This is a genomic window from Roseinatronobacter sp. (assembly GCF_051859525.1).
Classification (GTDB): Bacteria; Pseudomonadota; Alphaproteobacteria; order Rhodobacterales; family Rhodobacteraceae; genus Roseinatronobacter.
This window is the reverse complement of the sequence record NZ_JBHYFM010000001.1, coordinates 20300-35675: the sequence shown is the minus strand read 5'-3', so window position 1 is coordinate 35675 and position 15376 is coordinate 20300. Positions and strand designations below refer to the sequence as shown.

The 15376-nt window shown below is 61.4% G+C and carries 14 protein-coding genes; 5 read left to right on the top strand and 9 right to left on the bottom strand.

Translation table 11 applies throughout. The annotated features are described in order from the left end of the window. The first annotated feature begins 218 nt into the window (after positions 1-218). A complete protein-coding gene (locus tag ACTIE1_RS00185; protein WP_439560388.1) occupies positions 219-1037 on the top strand; it encodes a sugar phosphate isomerase/epimerase family protein in 819 nt (272 codons plus the stop codon). A gap of 104 nt (positions 1038-1141) precedes the next feature. Here ACTIE1_RS00185 and ACTIE1_RS00180 read toward each other — a convergent pair whose 3' ends face one another. The 8 genes from ACTIE1_RS00180 to nrdR all read right to left on the bottom strand — a co-directional run bounded on the left by ACTIE1_RS00180 (position 1142) and on the right by nrdR (position 9556). Beyond that, a complete protein-coding gene (locus ACTIE1_RS00180) occupies positions 1142-1741 on the bottom strand; it encodes a superoxide dismutase (RefSeq protein ID WP_439560389.1) in 600 nt (199 codons plus the stop codon). 106 nt (positions 1742-1847) lie between these two features. Beyond that, on the bottom strand, positions 1848-2414 hold the full coding sequence (locus ACTIE1_RS00175; protein ID WP_439563210.1) for a sarcosine oxidase subunit gamma: 567 nt from the start codon (positions 2412-2414) through the stop codon (positions 1848-1850). Next, a complete protein-coding gene (locus ACTIE1_RS00170; protein WP_439560391.1) occupies positions 2407-5421 on the bottom strand; it encodes a sarcosine oxidase subunit alpha family protein in 3015 nt (1004 codons plus the stop codon). The genes ACTIE1_RS00175 and ACTIE1_RS00170 overlap by 8 nt, the downstream gene beginning before the upstream one ends. After that, positions 5418-5741 carry a sarcosine oxidase subunit delta gene (locus ACTIE1_RS00165; RefSeq protein ID WP_439563209.1) on the bottom strand — a complete coding sequence of 108 codons (324 nt, stop codon included), beginning with the start codon at positions 5739-5741 and terminating at the stop codon, positions 5418-5420. Before ACTIE1_RS00165 ends, ACTIE1_RS00170 begins: the two co-directional genes overlap by 4 nt. Positions 5742-5865: 124 nt before the next feature. Continuing rightward, positions 5866-7110 (bottom strand): sarcosine oxidase subunit beta family protein, encoded by a 1245-nt coding sequence (locus tag ACTIE1_RS00160; protein ID WP_439563208.1) that lies wholly within the window; start codon positions 7108-7110, stop codon positions 5866-5868. A gap of 306 nt (positions 7111-7416) precedes the next feature. Beyond that, a complete protein-coding gene (locus tag ACTIE1_RS00155; RefSeq protein ID WP_439560395.1) occupies positions 7417-7875 on the bottom strand; it encodes a nucleoside deaminase in 459 nt (152 codons plus the stop codon). A 103-nt stretch (positions 7876-7978) separates the two neighbouring features. Continuing rightward, entirely contained in the window at positions 7979-9058 is a 1080-nt protein-coding gene (gene ribD, locus ACTIE1_RS00150; RefSeq protein WP_439560568.1) for a bifunctional diaminohydroxyphosphoribosylaminopyrimidine deaminase/5-amino-6-(5-phosphoribosylamino)uracil reductase RibD, read from the bottom strand. Positions 9059-9088: 30 nt separating this feature from the next. Continuing rightward, complete coding sequence (gene nrdR, locus ACTIE1_RS00145; protein ID WP_277804597.1) at positions 9089-9556, bottom strand: transcriptional regulator NrdR; 468 nt, start codon at positions 9554-9556, stop codon at positions 9089-9091. A gap of 258 nt (positions 9557-9814) precedes the next feature. On the opposite strand from nrdR, the gene ACTIE1_RS00140 reads away from it, so the two are divergent. The 4 genes from ACTIE1_RS00140 (at position 9815) to ACTIE1_RS00125 (ending at position 14550) form a co-directional block, all read left to right on the top strand. Continuing rightward, on the top strand, positions 9815-10483 hold the full coding sequence (locus ACTIE1_RS00140) for an SDR family NAD(P)-dependent oxidoreductase (RefSeq protein WP_439560396.1): 669 nt from the start codon (positions 9815-9817) through the stop codon (positions 10481-10483). A gap of 192 nt (positions 10484-10675) precedes the next feature. After that, on the top strand, positions 10676-11995 hold the full coding sequence (locus tag ACTIE1_RS00135) for a pilus assembly protein TadG-related protein (RefSeq protein ID WP_439560397.1): 1320 nt from the start codon (positions 10676-10678) through the stop codon (positions 11993-11995). Beyond that, positions 11992-12543: a TadE/TadG family type IV pilus assembly protein gene (locus ACTIE1_RS00130; protein ID WP_439560398.1), complete on the top strand. Its 552-nt coding sequence runs from the start codon at positions 11992-11994 to the stop codon at positions 12541-12543. Before ACTIE1_RS00135 ends, ACTIE1_RS00130 begins: the two co-directional genes overlap by 4 nt. Before the next feature lie 6 nt (positions 12544-12549). After that, a complete protein-coding gene (locus tag ACTIE1_RS00125) occupies positions 12550-14550 on the top strand; it encodes a hypothetical protein (protein ID WP_439560399.1) in 2001 nt (666 codons plus the stop codon). Between the two features lie 58 nt (positions 14551-14608). Here the strand turns inward: ACTIE1_RS00125 and ACTIE1_RS00120 are convergent, their stop codons facing one another. Next, entirely contained in the window at positions 14609-15331 is a 723-nt protein-coding gene (locus ACTIE1_RS00120) for a GntR family transcriptional regulator (RefSeq protein ID WP_439560400.1), read from the bottom strand. Positions 15332-15376: the final 45 nt, after the last annotated feature.

The window sequence follows — 15376 nt, the reverse complement described above, 5'->3', positions numbered from 1 at the left end:
CCCCCATCATAGCGCACAACCAAGGGCGGAAACAGGTTTCCATTCTGCCATTTTTTCGCTAACCCTTCGGGAACCATGTCGTGCCGTTGCCTGACATACCCGCCCACCCTTTGCGCAACAGGGCGGGTTCGAGTGCCACGGGCCGGGGGCGCACACGGCAGGACAGGTGCGCCACGCGCAGCGCTGCTGCAACTGGCCATCAGATGAAAGGACAGGGCGTGACAATTCCAACAATTGGCGCAGCAATGCTGCTCGAAAACATGGATATTCTGCGCGACTGGCTTTTCGACAAGGACCGCCCGATTGAGATTCAGGACTTTGTCGGGCCGGATGTCATTGCTACTGATACCGGTCCACTGGTCGAACGCTGGCGGGCTGCATTGCAGGGCCATAACGGACCGCGCGGCATTCACGGGCCGTTCTTCGGGCTGGACCTGTCCAACCCTGATGCCGAGATGCGCGCCATTATTCAGGCCCGACTGAACAAGGGGCTGGATATCGCGCAGACGCTGGGCGCTGGCTGGATGGTGGTGCATTCCCCCTTCACCTTCTGGCACAGCCTGAATTATACGAATTACCCCCAGCTGCGCGGCAAGCTGTTTGACGCAGCCGCCGATTGCCTTGCGCCGGTGCTGGCGCGCGCCGCCGATGCGGGCATTACGCTGATGCTGGAAAATATTGACGACACGGCCCCAGCGGATCGGGGGGATCTGGTCACACAGATCAACCACCCCGCCTTGAAACTGTCGGTTGATACAGGACATGCCGATCTGGCGCATGCCAATTATGGCGCGCCCCCTGTCATTGATTTCCTGCATCAGGCGGGTGCGGATCTGGCACATATCCATTTGCAGGATGTAGACGGCCATGCCGACCGGCACTGGCATCCGGGGGACGGGCGCATCAACTGGCGGCCGGTCATGGACCTGCTGGCCAACCACCCTGCCCGCCCGCATCTGCTGTTGGAAGTGCGCAACAACCATCACCGCTTCCCGCAGACCGCCGCGTTTCTGGAAGGGCTGGCCGCGCCACAATGAACCGGCGGCAGCAGGCGGCGGGGCATACACAACCAAGTCACGCATCCTCCATAACAAAGGGGCACCCGAACGGGTGCCCCTTGCAATGCGATCCGGCGTCGGGGTCACATGCGGGATGCGACATTTTCCCAGTTGACCAGCTTTTCAAGAAAGTTGGTCAGATAGGCAGGGCGCTTGTTGCGGAAATCGATGTAGTAGCTGTGCTCCCACACATCGCAGCCCAGAAGCGCTGTCTGCCCGAAGCACAACGGGTTCACGCCGTTTTCGGTCTTGGTGACCTTCAGCGACCCATCCTTGTCCTTGACCAGCCAGCACCAGCCCGACCCGAACTGGCCTGCGCCAGCGGCGGAGAATTCTTCCTTGAACTTGTCCACGGACCCGAAGCTTTCGGTCAGCGCCTTCTCCAGTTCACCCGGCATGCCGCCAGTGCCCGGACCCATCATTTCCCAGAACTGCACATGGTTCCAGTGCTGGCTGGCATTGTTGAAAATGCCGGTCTGTGCCACAGCGCCGGACTGGTAGGTGCCGGTGATGATGTCTTCTACGGATTTGCCTTCCCATTCGGTGCCGGCAATCAGCTTGTTTCCGTTGTCAACATAGGCCTTGTGGTGAATGTCATGGTGGAATTCCAGCGTTTCGCGGCTCATGCCCAAATCGGCCAGTGCATCATGCGAATACGGAAGGTCAGGAAGTTCGAAAGCCATAATCTACCTCTTTTCGGTTATTGGTTCGCGACTGCCCTGAATAAGGGCCTTGAGGGCGCGAACGTCAAGGGGCACAGCGCGAATTCCTGCCGACAGCCCTGCTTTATCAGGAATATAGCGCGGGTTCGGAACCGGGTGCAGCCGCCGCAGATAACAGGTCGAACATATATTGCGCAACCGACCGGAAGCACACCACCGTGACCTGTTCCGGCCCCGACATCCAGACCGCAGCCGCCACCTGTGCCGCGCGGGTGCGGCGTATCTGGCCTTCGGCAAAATCGCTGAAATCCACAGGGCAGATCTTGGCCAGCGCATCGAACACCGCTGCACCTTGCAGCGTGAAAACCGCCCGCGCATCGGACACATTCGCCACTGTGGCGAATTCCCCCGCCAGCGCCTGCGCCAGCGTGTCCGCCACGGCCGCCGCCTGATCATAGGGCAGGATCAACAACACCTCATCCGGTGACATCCATGCCGCGGCCTTGTCGCCTGCAAGGCTGACACGGCGCTGTGCGGGGATGTCCAGCCCCATGGCGTCCGACACCGCGGCCGCAATAGCTGTTGACGACAAGTCCCCCCGCAGGGTGATCATGCCCCGCAACCCCGCCTCGGACACTGTCACAAAGCCCGCGAAATGCGCGCCCGGCAACGCGCTGGTAAGTGTGTCAGACATTTTGCTTCGCGCCTTCCTTGTCGATCAGCACAGGGTCGATGATCCGCGCCTTGATATCCTTGCCATCGTCACCCGCGAATGTCAGCACCTGCCCCATACGGTCAGGGCCGTTGCGGACCAGTGCCATGGCAATACCACGCCCCAGATTGGCCGAATAATAGGTTGATGTAACGCGCCCTTCGGTTTGCGCCTGTCCGTTGGCATTCTTGCCACCCGTCACGGCCAGCGCGGCATGCGGCAAGACCTGCCCGTCCAGTGTTTCAACGCCCACCAGTTTCCAGCGGTCAGGGTTGACCATCGCTTCGCGTTCCATGCCACGCTTGCCCAGAAAATCGGCCTTTTTCTTGCTGATCGCCCAATCAAGCCCCAGATCTTGCGGAATGACCGTGCCATCGGTTTCATCCCCGATCATGATGAAGCCCTTCTCAGCGCGCAAAATATGCAGGGTTTCGGTCCCGTAAGGCATAAGGCCCAGATCCGCCCCTTCCGCCACCAGACGGTCCCAGAAGGCACGCCCCTGCCCTGCGGGCACGGCAATTTCAAACGACAACTCCCCCGAGAAGCTGATGCGGAACACGCGCGCATCAAACCCGCCCAAACTGCCGCCCCGCCATTCCATGAAGGGCAGCGCGTCGCGGCTGACATCCATTCCGCCCAGACGTTCCAGCAGGATGCGCGCTTTGGGGCCAACCACCGCAAATTGGGCGAATTGTTCCGTCAGGTTGACCGTATGCACCTGCCAGTCCCACCATTCGCATTGCAGCCAGTCTTCCATCCACGCATGGATATGATCCGCCCCGCCGCTGGTGGTGTGCACAAGGAAGCTGTCCTCATCCAGCCGCGCGACAACCCCGTCATCCATCAGGAAACCGTTTTCATTGCACATCAGCCCGTAGCGGCATTTGCCGGGCTTCAGCGTGCTGATCATGTTCGTATACAGCATGTCCAGAAAACGCCCTGCATCCGGCCCGCGCACAAGTATCTTGCCAAGGGTGGACGCATCGAGCAGGCCGACATTCTCGCGGGTGTTCCTGACCTCGCGGTTGACGGCATCATGGCGGGACTCGCCTGCCCGCACATAGGCAAAGGGCCGCCGCCACTGGCCCACAGGTTCCCAATCCGCGCCATTGGCCGCATGCCAGTCATGCACCGGACTGCGCCGCAGGGGCTGGAAGATTGCGCCGCGCGCCTCGCCCGCGATGGCGGCTATGGAAATGGGCGTATAGGGCGGGCGGAAGGTCGTTGTTCCGGTTGCCGGAATGGGTTGCCCCAGCGCATCGGACAGAATGGCCAGCCCGTTTATATTGCTAAGTTTTCCCTGATCCGTCGCCATGCCAAGCGTGGTGTAGCGCTTGGTATGCTCAACCGACTGATACCCCTCTCGGGCGGCCAGCTGGACGTCGGACACTTTCACATCATTCTGGTAATCCAGCCACATTTTCATGCGCAGATCATAGCTGGCCTGCGCAGGCATCATCCAGACGGGCTGCATGGCGGCCTCGGCCGGTGCGGTGGCCTGCGCGGGCGCATCGGGCTGGCCCGCCGCCCCAACTGCCTGCGCGGCCTGACCTGCACAGGCATGGGCATCGCCCAGCACATCGTGCAATTCGCCATTGGCGGACCCGCAGGCGCGCACGAACCCCGCACCATCCGCGCCCAAGGGCGGGCGCGCAGGGTCGGGGCGGAAATAACTGCCTGCTGCATCCCACAACAATTTGCCGCCGCAATGCGACCACAGATGCACCACCGGCGACCAGCCGCCCGACATGGCAACCGCGTCGCAGTCTATGCTGCGTTCGACCACGCCGCCGCTGCTGTCCTGACGGCAGATTTCCACGCCGGTCACGCGCTTCCCGCCCTTGACCTTGCGAATGGCGCGGCCTTCCAGAACCTCGATCCCCAAGGCGCGCGCGCGCGCAGCCAGATCGCCCGATGCGACGGGGCGCGGGTCAATGATGGCGGGCACGTCAAGCCCTGCATCATGCGCGGCAATCGCACTGCGATAGGCGTCATCATTATTGGTGACCACCACAATACGCTTGCCCAGTGCCACAGCATAATTCACGATATAGTCACGCAAGGCACTGGCCAGCATGACGCCCGGTACATCATTGCCCGCAAATGACAGCGGGCGTTCAATCGCACCTGTGGCCGTGATGATCTGGCGCGCGCGCATCCGCCACAAACGGTGGCGGGGGGCATCTGCATCCGGCATATGGTCGGCCACGCGTTCATAACCCAGCACATAGCCATGATCATGCACCCCTGCCCCCATGCAACGGGTGCGCAACTGCACATTGTCCATGGCGTGCAGCCGTGCCACTGTCGCGTCAATCCAGTCCTGCGCGGGTTGGCCGTCGATCAGAACACCGTCCACAGGCGCGCGCCCGCCCCAATGGGCGGTCTGTTCCCACAGTGTGACCTTCGCACCGGTCTGTGCCGCACTGAGCGCGGCCTGAAGCCCCGCAATCCCGCCCCCGAGCACCAGAATATCCGTAAAGGCGTAAATCTGTTCATACCGGTCAGGATCGCGCGCATCAGGCGCAGGCGCCTTGCCCAACCCGGCCGAGCGGCGGATGACCGGTTCATAAACATGTTTCCAGAAGGCCCGCGGGCGCAGGAATGTCTTGTAATAAAACCCTGCCGTCAGGAACTGCGGCACCAGATTGTTGACCGACAGCAGGTCGAAGTCCAGACTGGGCCAGTGGTTCTGGCTGGTGGCCACCAACCCGTCGAACAATTCGGTCGTGGTGGCACTCTGGTTCGGTTCATACCGCGCGCCCTGCCCAAGGCCCAGCAGCGCGTTGGGTTCTTCCGCACCCGCCGCCACAACCCCGCGCGGGCGGTGGTATTTGAACGACCGGCCCAGCAGCATCCGGTCATTGGCCAGCAGACCGGCCGCGACCGTATCGCCCTGAAAGCCGGTCATGGAGGTGCCGTTAAAGGTGAATTTTCGGGGGTGCGTGCGGTCAATCAACCGGCCGCCCCTGGGCAAACGATGGCTCATGCGAAGCCCTCCCATTCGGGGCGTCTGGCCTTGATTTTGGCGGTGATGTCGGCGGGCGGTTCTGTGGTCTGCGCCGGATAGGTCCCGAAGACTTCCAGTGTCATGGTGCAGCGCGCGGCCAGAAACCACTTGCCACAGCCATAAGCATGCCGCCAGCGTTCAAAATGCACCCCGCGCGGGTTCTTGCGGTTGAACATGTAGGATTCGTAATCCTGATCGGGCGATCCCGGACCAAAGCGCTTCAGATGCGCCTCTCCTCCGGGGCTGAATTCGGTTTCTTCAGCGGTGACGCCGCAGCAGGGGCAGGTTAGGAGCAGCATGAGACCTCCTTCGGGGAAAGCCGGGGGCGCTGCCCGTCGCCAATGGCGCTCGGACCGGTGGCGCACCAGCGGCGCCCCCCTGGAGTATTTTTTGCAAGATGAAAGCTGTATCGGGAAGAACACATCAATGCGCCACCCCCGCCACGCTCTCATCAATGAAGCGCCCCTCGCGGAAGCGGGTCATGGAGAACTCTGCGGCCAGTGGTCCCGGCTCGCCCTTGGCGATCAGTTCGGCCATGGCCCAGCCGGACCCCGGTGTGGCCTTGAAGCCCCCTGTGCCCCACCCGCAATTGATGAAACACCCCTGCAAGGGCGTTTTGGATATGATGGGCGAGCGGTCGCCGGTCATATCGACAATACCGCCCCATTGGCGCAGCATCTTCAGCCGCGAGATCATGGGGAAGGTTTCCACCAGCGCGCGCACGGTTTCCTCGATATGGTGCCATGATCCGCGCTGGGTGTAATTGTTGAACCCGTCCGCACCGCCGCCAATAACCATTTCGCCCTTGTCGGATTGCGACATGTAGCCATGCACCGTGTTGGCCATGACCACCACATCCATGCAAGGTTTCACGGGTTCACTGACCAGCGCCTGCAGCGCCACGGATTCAACCGGCAGGCGGAAGCCCGCCATATCGGCCAGCGCGCCGGAATGCCCCGCCACGACGATGCCCAGCTTCTTGCACGAGATCGTGCCTTTGGTGGTATTCACGGCCGTAACCTGCCCGCCCGCAGCCTCGACGCCCGTGACGGCGCATTGCTCGATGATATGCATGCCCATGTCGGAACAGGCCCTTGCATAGCCCCACGCCACAGCGTCATGACGTGCCGTGCCCGCGCGCGGCTGCCACAGCGCCCCCAGCACCGGATAGCGCGGACCGTCAAGGTTGATGATGGGCACCAGTTTCTTGACCTCGGCAGGCTGGATGAAGCGCGTTTGCACCCCTTGCAGCGCATTGGCGCGTTCAGTGCGCAAATAGCCGCGCTTTTCATGTTCGGTCTGGGCCAGCATCATCACCCCGCGCGGGCTGAACATGACATTATAGTTCAGATCCTGCGACAGCGTTTCAAACAGCGACCGCGCCTTTTCATAAAGTGCCGCAGACGGGTCCTGCAGATAGTTTGACCGGATGATCGTTGTATTGCGTCCGGTATTGCCCCCGCCAAGCCAGCCTTTCTCGATCACGGCGACATTGGTGATGCCGAAATTGCGGCCCAGATAATAGGCCGTGGCCAGCCCGTGCCCGCCTGCGCCCACGATGACCACGTCATAGGCATTGCGCGGCTCGGGGCTGGCCCAGGCGCGCGACCAGCCCTTGTGCTGGCGAAGCGCCTCTCGGGCGATGGCAAAGGCGGAATAGCGTTTCATGCGCGGGGGCTCCTGCGGGTGGTGGATGCGCTAGGTTGCCTTGTGACCTAACGCAGATCGGTCCGATGATCCAGAAGCGTCATTTTTGCGGCGAAAACCGAAATCCGGATGCGACGGTTTGTCATCCGGTGCAGCGTGGAACCGTCGGCGGCGCGTCATGCCCGTGCGGGACCGAATTGCCATCGCGCCGCACGACCGGACAGGCAGGGCGCCGGATCAGGGCAAACGCCCCATACTGCGGGGGGTATTCGTATGTCCAACGGGAATGCCTACGGGTTTCAGAACCTTATGCCCCACCCTGTGACATCAGGGCGCGCGCAATTTGCTGAAAAACGATTTCAGCAAGAATTCAGCCTCGCTGGCGCATAGCCCGTCATAGATTTCGGGCGCGTGGTGGCATTGCTGGTGCGAAAACACCCGCGCGCCGTGACTCACCCCGCCGGATTTCGGATCACCGGCCCCGAAATACAGCCGCGCAATCCGCGCATGCGAAATGGCCATGGCGCACATCGCGCATGGCTCCAACGTGACATACAGGTCGTATCCTGTCAGCCGTTCGGTTTGCAAATCCTTGCAGGCCGCGCGGATTGCCAGCATTTCGGCATGTGCGGTCGGGTCATTCAACTCTCGCGTACGATTTCCTGCTGCGGCAATGACCTGCCCGTCGCCGCGCACGACCACCGCACCAACCGGCACTTCGCCGCGCAGGGCAGCAGCCCGCGCTTCGTTCAATGCATGGTGCATATGACTGCGGAAGGGACTCATGCTTTTTCAAATGGGCGGGAATGTGATGCAATACAAGCGAAATCCGGATGCCGCTTCATCTTGCCCCAAATACTCAACCTTTTTCTTTTTCATTCGACCGGCTTCATTCGACCGACACGCGCGACCAGACCTGCATGACGTCACCCCCAACCGGTTGCACCCGTGTCAGGTGAAACTGCGGCGCATCCGCAAGGCGCGTTAACGCAAGCCCGCCCAGCGCGGCACGCCCTTCCGCACCGATCAGCTTGCCGGCATTGAACACCACAATCTGGTCCACCAGCCCTGCACGCAGCAGACTGGCAGCCAGCGTGCCGCCCCCCTCGCAAAACACCCGTGTCAGCCCTTGGGCGGCAAGGGTCTGCATCATGGCACGCGGGTCCAGCCCGCGCCCTTGCGCCGCGACCGGGCAGGACAGCGTCTGCGCCCCTGCCCCTTGCCATGCGGCCACATCACCGGCAGGCGCTTCCGGCCCGTGCAGGATCCAGACCGGCGCATCGGGAACGGACCGCCCCAGACGACTATTGGTGTCCAGATCAAGCCTTGGGGCCGCGACAATCCGGACCGGCTGGTGCGCCGAACCAAGGTCACGCACGCGCAAATCGGGGTCATCCATGCGTGCGGTTCCCGCCCCCACCAGCACCGCGTCATGGCAGGCGCGCATGGCATGGACCGCACGCCGCGCCGCCGATCCCGTGATCCAGCGGCTTTCGCCCGATGCTGTGGCAATGCGCCCGTCCAGCGTCATGGCCAGTTTCAATGTCACGAACGGGCGGTTCTGCGTCAGCCGCAGCAAGAAACCGGCATTCGCGGCATGTGCGGCGGTGGCCTCCACGCCTTCTATCACGTCCAGCCCGGCTGCGCGCAACATGGCATGTCCGCGCCCTGCCACACGCGGGTCGGGGTCCGTCAGCGCGGTGACAACACGCACAACACCTGCCGAGATCAGGGCGTTTGAACAGGGCGGTGTCCTGCCATGATGGGCACAGGGTTCCAGACTGACATAGGCCGTGGCCCCGCGCGCATCGCAAGCGGCCAGCGCCATCGCTTCGGCATGGGGCCGCCCGCCCGGTTGTGTCCAGCCACGCGCCAGAATGCGCCCGTCCCTGACGATCACACACCCAACGGCAGGATTGGGCCAGACCCGCCCAAGGACGCGCCGGCCCAGCGCGATGGCCAGACGCATGAAGGCGGGGTCAATGCTGTCAGGCAAGGTCTATTCGGCCTCTTTGGGTTCTGGTCGCAGCTCGGACACGAATTTGTCAAAATCATCGGCTTCCTGAAAGTTCTTGTACACACTGGCAAAGCGCACATAGGCAACCGTGTCGATCCGCGCCAGCGTTTCCATGACGATCTCGCCGATCATCTTGGACGGGATGTCGGTATCGCCAAGCGATTCCAGTCGCCGGACCATACCCGAAATCATCTGGTCAATGCGCTCATGCTCGATGGGGCGTTTCTGCATGGCAATCCGGATGGAGCGTTCCAGTTTCTCGCGGTCAAACGCCTCGCGCCGTCCATTGGTCTTGACGACAACCAGATCGCGCAGTTGCACGCGTTCATAGGTCGTAAAACGCCCCCCGCAGGCCGGACAAAAGCGCCGCCGCCGGATGGCGCCATGATCCTCGGCGGGGCGTGAATCCTTCACTTGCGTGTCGGTATTGCCACAGAACGGACAGCGCATGACCTCTCCCTCGGGTTTGTTCTTGTATCTGACCCCATAACTATAGGCAAACCCCGACCGCTTGGGTAGCGCGAAATGCACACTACCAGATAGGGGCGTTGGGTTGTTGCAGGCGGGACTCAGCGCGCGGCGTGTCTGGCACCACCATCGGGTTCGGGGCGCTGCGCCAGTCCGCTGCGGGTGTTTTGCCCGTAGCAGCGCGGCCCATGCGGCAAGCTGGCCCTTGTCTTGACCGCGAACCAATGGCAATGAACGCCCATGACACAAGAACACCACAAGAAACTTGCCCTGATCACGGGCGCATCGCGCGGCCTTGGCGCTGCATTGGCAGAATCCCTTGCGCGGGCGGGCTGGCATGTCGTTGCCGTGGGGCGCACTTTGGGCGCGCTGGAAGAACTGGACGACCGCATTCAGGCTGCGGGCGGCACAGCAACGCTGGCGGCGCTGGACATCACCAATGATGACGCCATGCGCCATTTGTGCCGCGACATACATGACCGTTGGGGCGCGCTGGACCTTTGGGCGCATATGGCCATTTACGCCCCGCCCATGACGCCGGCCGACCATGTGCCGCTGAAGGACTGGGAAAAATGCGTTGCCGTGAACATGCGCGCAACGGGGTTTCTGATCCCCATGATCGCGCCGCTGCTGGCGGCCAGCGCCGGACGCGGCACCGCATTATTCGTGGATGACGTGGCCGCCTATGGGCGGTTCATGGGGGCTTACGGGGCGTCCAAGGGCGCGCAAATGGCACTGGCACGCGCATGGCAGGACGAAAGCACCAAGACCGGCCCGCGCGTCATCATCGAGGCATGCGCCCCCATGCCCACCGCCACCCGCGCGCGGTTCTACCCCGGCGAGGATCGCGCGAAACTGACCCCCTGTGCCGATGAGGCCGCGCGGCTGACAGCGCTTGTGCAAGCATAGCCCATTACGGTTGGCGCGCCACGGCACGGCGCGCCAAAGCCCTGAAATGCACCGATTTGGGCGTAATGACGCCCAAATCCCGCCACAATAAACAACTAATTTTACGAATAATTAGATGTTTGACGCGCTGCCGGACAACGGCAGTGCAGGCAGCTGTATTTCGGTTGCCGTATTGGTAACAGGTGCACATATATGCAGGTCCACATCCGCCCCCGCCAGAACAGTCGCCCTTGGGTCCGCAGCCTTGCGCTGTTTCGACGCGACGAGGATGGGGCAATCCTGATTTTCGGGCTGTTTGCGTTTGTCATCATGCTTATGGTCGGGGGCGTTGCCGTTGACATGATGCGCTATGAGGCGCACCGCGTGCATATGCAGGGCACCTCCGACAGGGCCGTTCTTGCTGCCGCGATGCTGCGCGACAATCCCGCCAATCCCGACCCGCGCGATGTGGTTCAGTCCTATTTCGATGCCGAAGGACTGGGGGATCATGTACGCGGGCGCATTGAAGTTCAGGAATCACAATCGCAAGGCCGCACTGTGACCGTTTCCCCGCAAGGGCGCTTGAACACATTCTTCATGCGCTGGAGTGGGGTCGATACACTGAACATGACCGCCCCTGCGGCCGCAAGCGAGGGGCTGGCGGCGGTCGATATTGAAATCGTCATGGTTCTCGACGTGTCGGGGTCGATGAACGACTTTAACCGTATGGAAAACCTGCGTTTGGCGGCCATCGATTTTGTCGAGGATATGTTGCACGACACCCATAACGGCAATGTGGCGATCACCTTCGTGCCCTACAGCACCGAAGTTATCATGCCCGCAGGCACGCTGGGCTATTTCAACAATCTGGCCGATCCGCATTCAGGGTCAATGCATAATGCGTTCTGCATCGATTTCTCGACATGGGACAGCGTGACAGACAGCATCAATGCCCCCATGTTCCGCCGGAATTGTGATCTGGGTTCCAACACCAGCTATCTGATCACGGACATGCCCATCCGGCCCTATGTCAACGATGCCAACACGGCGGTGAACTACATCAACTCGCTTGGGCCGAACTGGGGGACGTCCATTGATCTGGGCCTGCGTGCAGGCGCAATGTTCTTTGACCCGACACTGCGTCCGATCATCGACCACCTGATCGACAATGGCGATGTTGATCCGGTTTTCGCCAACCGCCCGCATGACTGGGACCGCCCCGCAACCGCGCGCGCCATGATCCTGATGACGGATGGCGAAAACTGCTGTTTCCACCCCGGCCACTCGGCCACGCGCAAGCCTGATCTGGAAACACAGGATGCGGACACGATTTCCGTGTGCAACGCGCTGAAGGCGCAGAATGTCCAAATCTATGGGGTCGCATTCGAGGCCCCGCCCGCCGGTGTCGCCCTGATGGAAGCCTGCGCATCCTCGCCCAACCATTTCTTCAACAGCAGTGGCGAGGAACTGATCGCGGCCTTTCAATCCATCGCCACCCATGTCCAGACCTTCTCGCTTCGGTTGACACAATGACGCAGCCCCTCCCGCCCCGTAACTGGTTCCACCGCTTTCGCCGCAATGATGATGGCGCAGCCACGGTGGAATTTGCGATCCTGTTCCCGCTGGTTCTGGCCATGATGCTAGGCGCCATCGATCTGGGGATTACCATGGTGCGTCAGGTCATGCTGGACCGCGCAGTCGATATTACCGTGCGCGATGTCCGCCTTGGCAAGGTCGGAACGAACAGTTCAGACCGCATGTCGGACCTGATTTGTGCCAACAGCCTTATGCTGCCCGATTGTGCCAACAATATAGCCGTAGAAATGATGCCCGTGAACACATCGGATTTTACGGGCCTGCACGGACCATTCCCCTGCATCGACGACCAGCAGCAAATCACCCCTGCGGTGACCTTCAACCCCGGCGCTGGCGGGGGGGCACAGGAATTGATGTTGCTGCGCATTTGCGTTGTGGCCGAACCCTTCTTGCGCGTGACCGGACTGTTTTCCGGTCTGGATATCAACCCTGACGGAAAACTTGTGCTGACCAGCAGAAGCGTCTTCGTCAATGAACCAAGGTAGCACGCCATGATGTACCGCCCTTCCCTTGCCCGCCTGACACGCCCTGTCCGTCAGTTTCGCGCCGACAATCGCGGGTCTGTCAGTGTGGAACTTGTGGTGGTTCTGCCAATCCTGATTTTCGCGTATGTCGCAAGTCTGGTGTTTTTCGACGCCTTTCGCGCCCGCAAGGATGCGCAGGTCGCGGCGCTGACTGTGGCCGATCTGTTGTCGCGCAACACCGAAGCGGTCAGCACAGCCTATATGGACGGCCTGAACGAGGTGTATGATTTCCTGACCTCAGGCAATCAGGAAACGCGGTTGCGCATGTCATCGGTCATGTGGGACCACGCTACGAATGAACCGCAGGTCATGTGGTCCTATGGCACGCGCGGCTTCCTGTCGCTGGACGATTTTGCCGCCGTGACCGCCGATGATGACAGGGCTGCGGAGTTTGCCGCAAGTCGCGGGCTGAACGTGGCCGTCAGCGATCTGGCACGGGCGCAGGCCAATGGTGGCGGCGTCGGCCTACGCGTTGCACAGGCAAGGATCAATGCGCGTCTTGGCAATGTTGATACAACGTCGTCCGCCGATAATGATATCACCCCCTCGCTAAGCGGGGATCACGGCCGCTTCAACCTGGTCGATCTGCATGCCCCTGTTGCCAACCTGCAAGACCGCATCCCGCCGGTTCTGCCGGGCGAGGCGCTGCTGCTGGTCGAGAGTTTCAGCATGTGGCAGCCATTATTCACCCAGATCCTGCCGCCCACGCGGCTGGACCCGATCGCCATCACGCGCCCGCGCTTTTCCCCGTTCATCAATTACGAAGGCAATAACACAACCTTTCCCGAAGGATTGCCTGAAATCCTGCCCGACGTCGGCGTGCCCGAAGCCCCGATCGAGGAAGAGGAAGAAGAAGAACAGCCCCCCGAACCTGAAACCAATGTGACCGTTATCGACACAGGCTTCACCAGCGGTGTGCCCGCAGGCTGGTCAACCGACACGGTGACGCAGACCGCCAACAGCACAATCGGGAATTTCCTTGGGCCGTTCGGCGGCGAGACATGGACGGCCCCTGTCACCTATGCCGTCAATCTGGGCGGACAGTCCAAATCCGCAAGGTTTGAATTCGATCTGTTCATCATCGACAGCTGGGACGGCTATGACGACAGATGGGGACGGCCCGAGGGCGAGTTGTTTGCCCTGACAGTGAATGGACAATCCATCGCTACCGAAGCGTTCCAGGCTGGCCCATGGGGCAACATGAGTGCGACGCGCCGCACTGTGGCTTCGCGCGCCGAAGGACAGTTCACCACCACCATGACCCTGTTGGACAGCAACCAGAACCATTGGGGCAACGGCTGGACCGACCAGATCTGGCGTGTGGTGGTCGATGTCGAAAACCCCGCCACCACCTTCACCATGGGGTTCAGCGCCAATCTGGACGAAGCCATCGACAATGAATCCTTCGGCCTGCTGAATTTCAAACTGACGGCGGAACGTGGCACCCATGGCAGCCATTTCATTCCGCCAGCGCATATCGCATTGAACGCCAATAACAAATTCCCGCGCTATTCGGGGTGCCCCGACAGGCGCCTGTCTGCCCAAACGCACAGTTTCAGCGTTGAAGACCTGTGGTCGCCGGAGTTGCACCACCGCGTCCGCGCAGGCGGTGGCCAGCGACTGACCAGCTGTTCAGGCTTTGGCGGATGGTTCAGCCCCTATAGCGGCTATTTCGACGCCAATCCCAGCTTTGTCATAAATTACGACAAGCAAGGTACGGACTGGAATGGCAGCCGCCTGCGGATCGAGACAGATGACGGGAATTCAGGCTATAGCTGCAATACCGCCTTGCTGGCGCGCGACTCCGTGGGGCAGTTTCATTTTAATGACAGCATCAGTTTACTGGGTTGGGCGAACAACAATGCGCGCCTGAATATGGGCCACATCCCCAGCGGTGACATTCACGTCTGGGTCGGGCGTTCGGCATCGGGGCAATGCAACACGGATATCATATTCAGCAATTACTGATGCGCTGCACCGTATGAAAACAGTGCCCTTGGGGCCTATACCCCAGGGGCGCCAACACCTACGCGCCCCCGTGCGAAGGGGCAGTGCTGTCCACGCCCAGCGCGGCACGCAAATCGGCAGCGGGTGATTTCGCATCATTCAGTTGAAGCGCCGCTTCCAGATGATGCAAATGATGCTCCATCATGCCCGCCGCGCGCGCGGTATCGCGCTGCTCGATCGCATCAACGATGGCTTCATGTTCATCCGGACCACATGTCTGCGTGGATTCGTTTTGATACATCGCCGTGATCAGGGATGTGCGCGTCGTCAGGGTGCGCAGGATTTCACCCAGAAACTGCGCATCGGTCAGCCGTGCAATCAGCATGTGAAATTCGCCCGACAAACGGATAATCGCTTCGCTGTCCTGCCCTGCATGGGCGGTGCGTTCCTTGGCAATATGGGCGCGCAGGGCTGCAATATCGTCCTGTGTGGCCGACGCGCATAACCGTTCCACCAGACGCTTTTCAATGAAACCGCGCGTGTAGAACGCATCGCGCGCCTCGGCAACGCTGGGTTCGGCGATACACGCGCCGCGGTTGGGGACCAGCGAGACCAACCCGTCCTTTTCCAGCAACGACAATGCCTGACGCACACGGGCACGCGATACGCCAAAGACTTCGGCCAGATCTTCTTCCTTCAGGCGCGTGCCCGGTCGCAGGCTGCGCTGCACAACAGCCAGCCAGACCCGATCACAGATCAGGGCGACTGTCTCGTTATTTACCGCGTCAGATAGCCAGGGCATTGCGTCATCCATATCGTTCCATGTGACTTATCGCCATATGGCCGG

Excerpts from the sequence above, each read along its gene's own strand:
- ACTIE1_RS00135 (WP_439560397.1), top strand. The coding sequence starts at position 10,676 with ATGCAGGTCCACATCCGCCCCCGCCAGAACAGTCGCCCTTGGGTCCGC.
- ACTIE1_RS00130 (WP_439560398.1), top strand. The coding sequence starts at position 11,992 with ATGACGCAGCCCCTCCCGCCCCGTAACTGGTTCCACCGCTTTCGCCGC.
- ACTIE1_RS00120 (WP_439560400.1), bottom strand. The coding sequence starts at position 15,331 with ATGCCCTGGCTATCTGACGCGGTAAATAACGAGACAGTCGCCCTGATC.
- ribD (WP_439560568.1), bottom strand. The coding sequence starts at position 9,058 with ATGCGTCTGGCCATCGCGCTGGGCCGGCGCGTCCTTGGGCGGGTCTGG.
- ACTIE1_RS00175 (WP_439563210.1), bottom strand. The coding sequence starts at position 2,414 with ATGTCTGACACACTTACCAGCGCGTTGCCGGGCGCGCATTTCGCGGGC.
- ACTIE1_RS00140 (WP_439560396.1), top strand. The coding sequence starts at position 9,815 with ATGACACAAGAACACCACAAGAAACTTGCCCTGATCACGGGCGCATCG.
- nrdR (WP_277804597.1), bottom strand. The coding sequence starts at position 9,556 with ATGCGCTGTCCGTTCTGTGGCAATACCGACACGCAAGTGAAGGATTCA.
- ACTIE1_RS00160 (WP_439563208.1), bottom strand. The coding sequence starts at position 7,110 with ATGAAACGCTATTCCGCCTTTGCCATCGCCCGAGAGGCGCTTCGCCAG.
- ACTIE1_RS00180 (WP_439560389.1), bottom strand. The coding sequence starts at position 1,741 with ATGGCTTTCGAACTTCCTGACCTTCCGTATTCGCATGATGCACTGGCC.
- ACTIE1_RS00155 (WP_439560395.1), bottom strand. The coding sequence starts at position 7,875 with ATGAGTCCCTTCCGCAGTCATATGCACCATGCATTGAACGAAGCGCGG.
- ACTIE1_RS00165 (WP_439563209.1), bottom strand. The coding sequence starts at position 5,741 with ATGCTGCTCCTAACCTGCCCCTGCTGCGGCGTCACCGCTGAAGAAACC.
- ACTIE1_RS00170 (WP_439560391.1), bottom strand. The coding sequence starts at position 5,421 with ATGAGCCATCGTTTGCCCAGGGGCGGCCGGTTGATTGACCGCACGCAC.
- ACTIE1_RS00125 (WP_439560399.1), top strand. The coding sequence starts at position 12,550 with ATGATGTACCGCCCTTCCCTTGCCCGCCTGACACGCCCTGTCCGTCAG.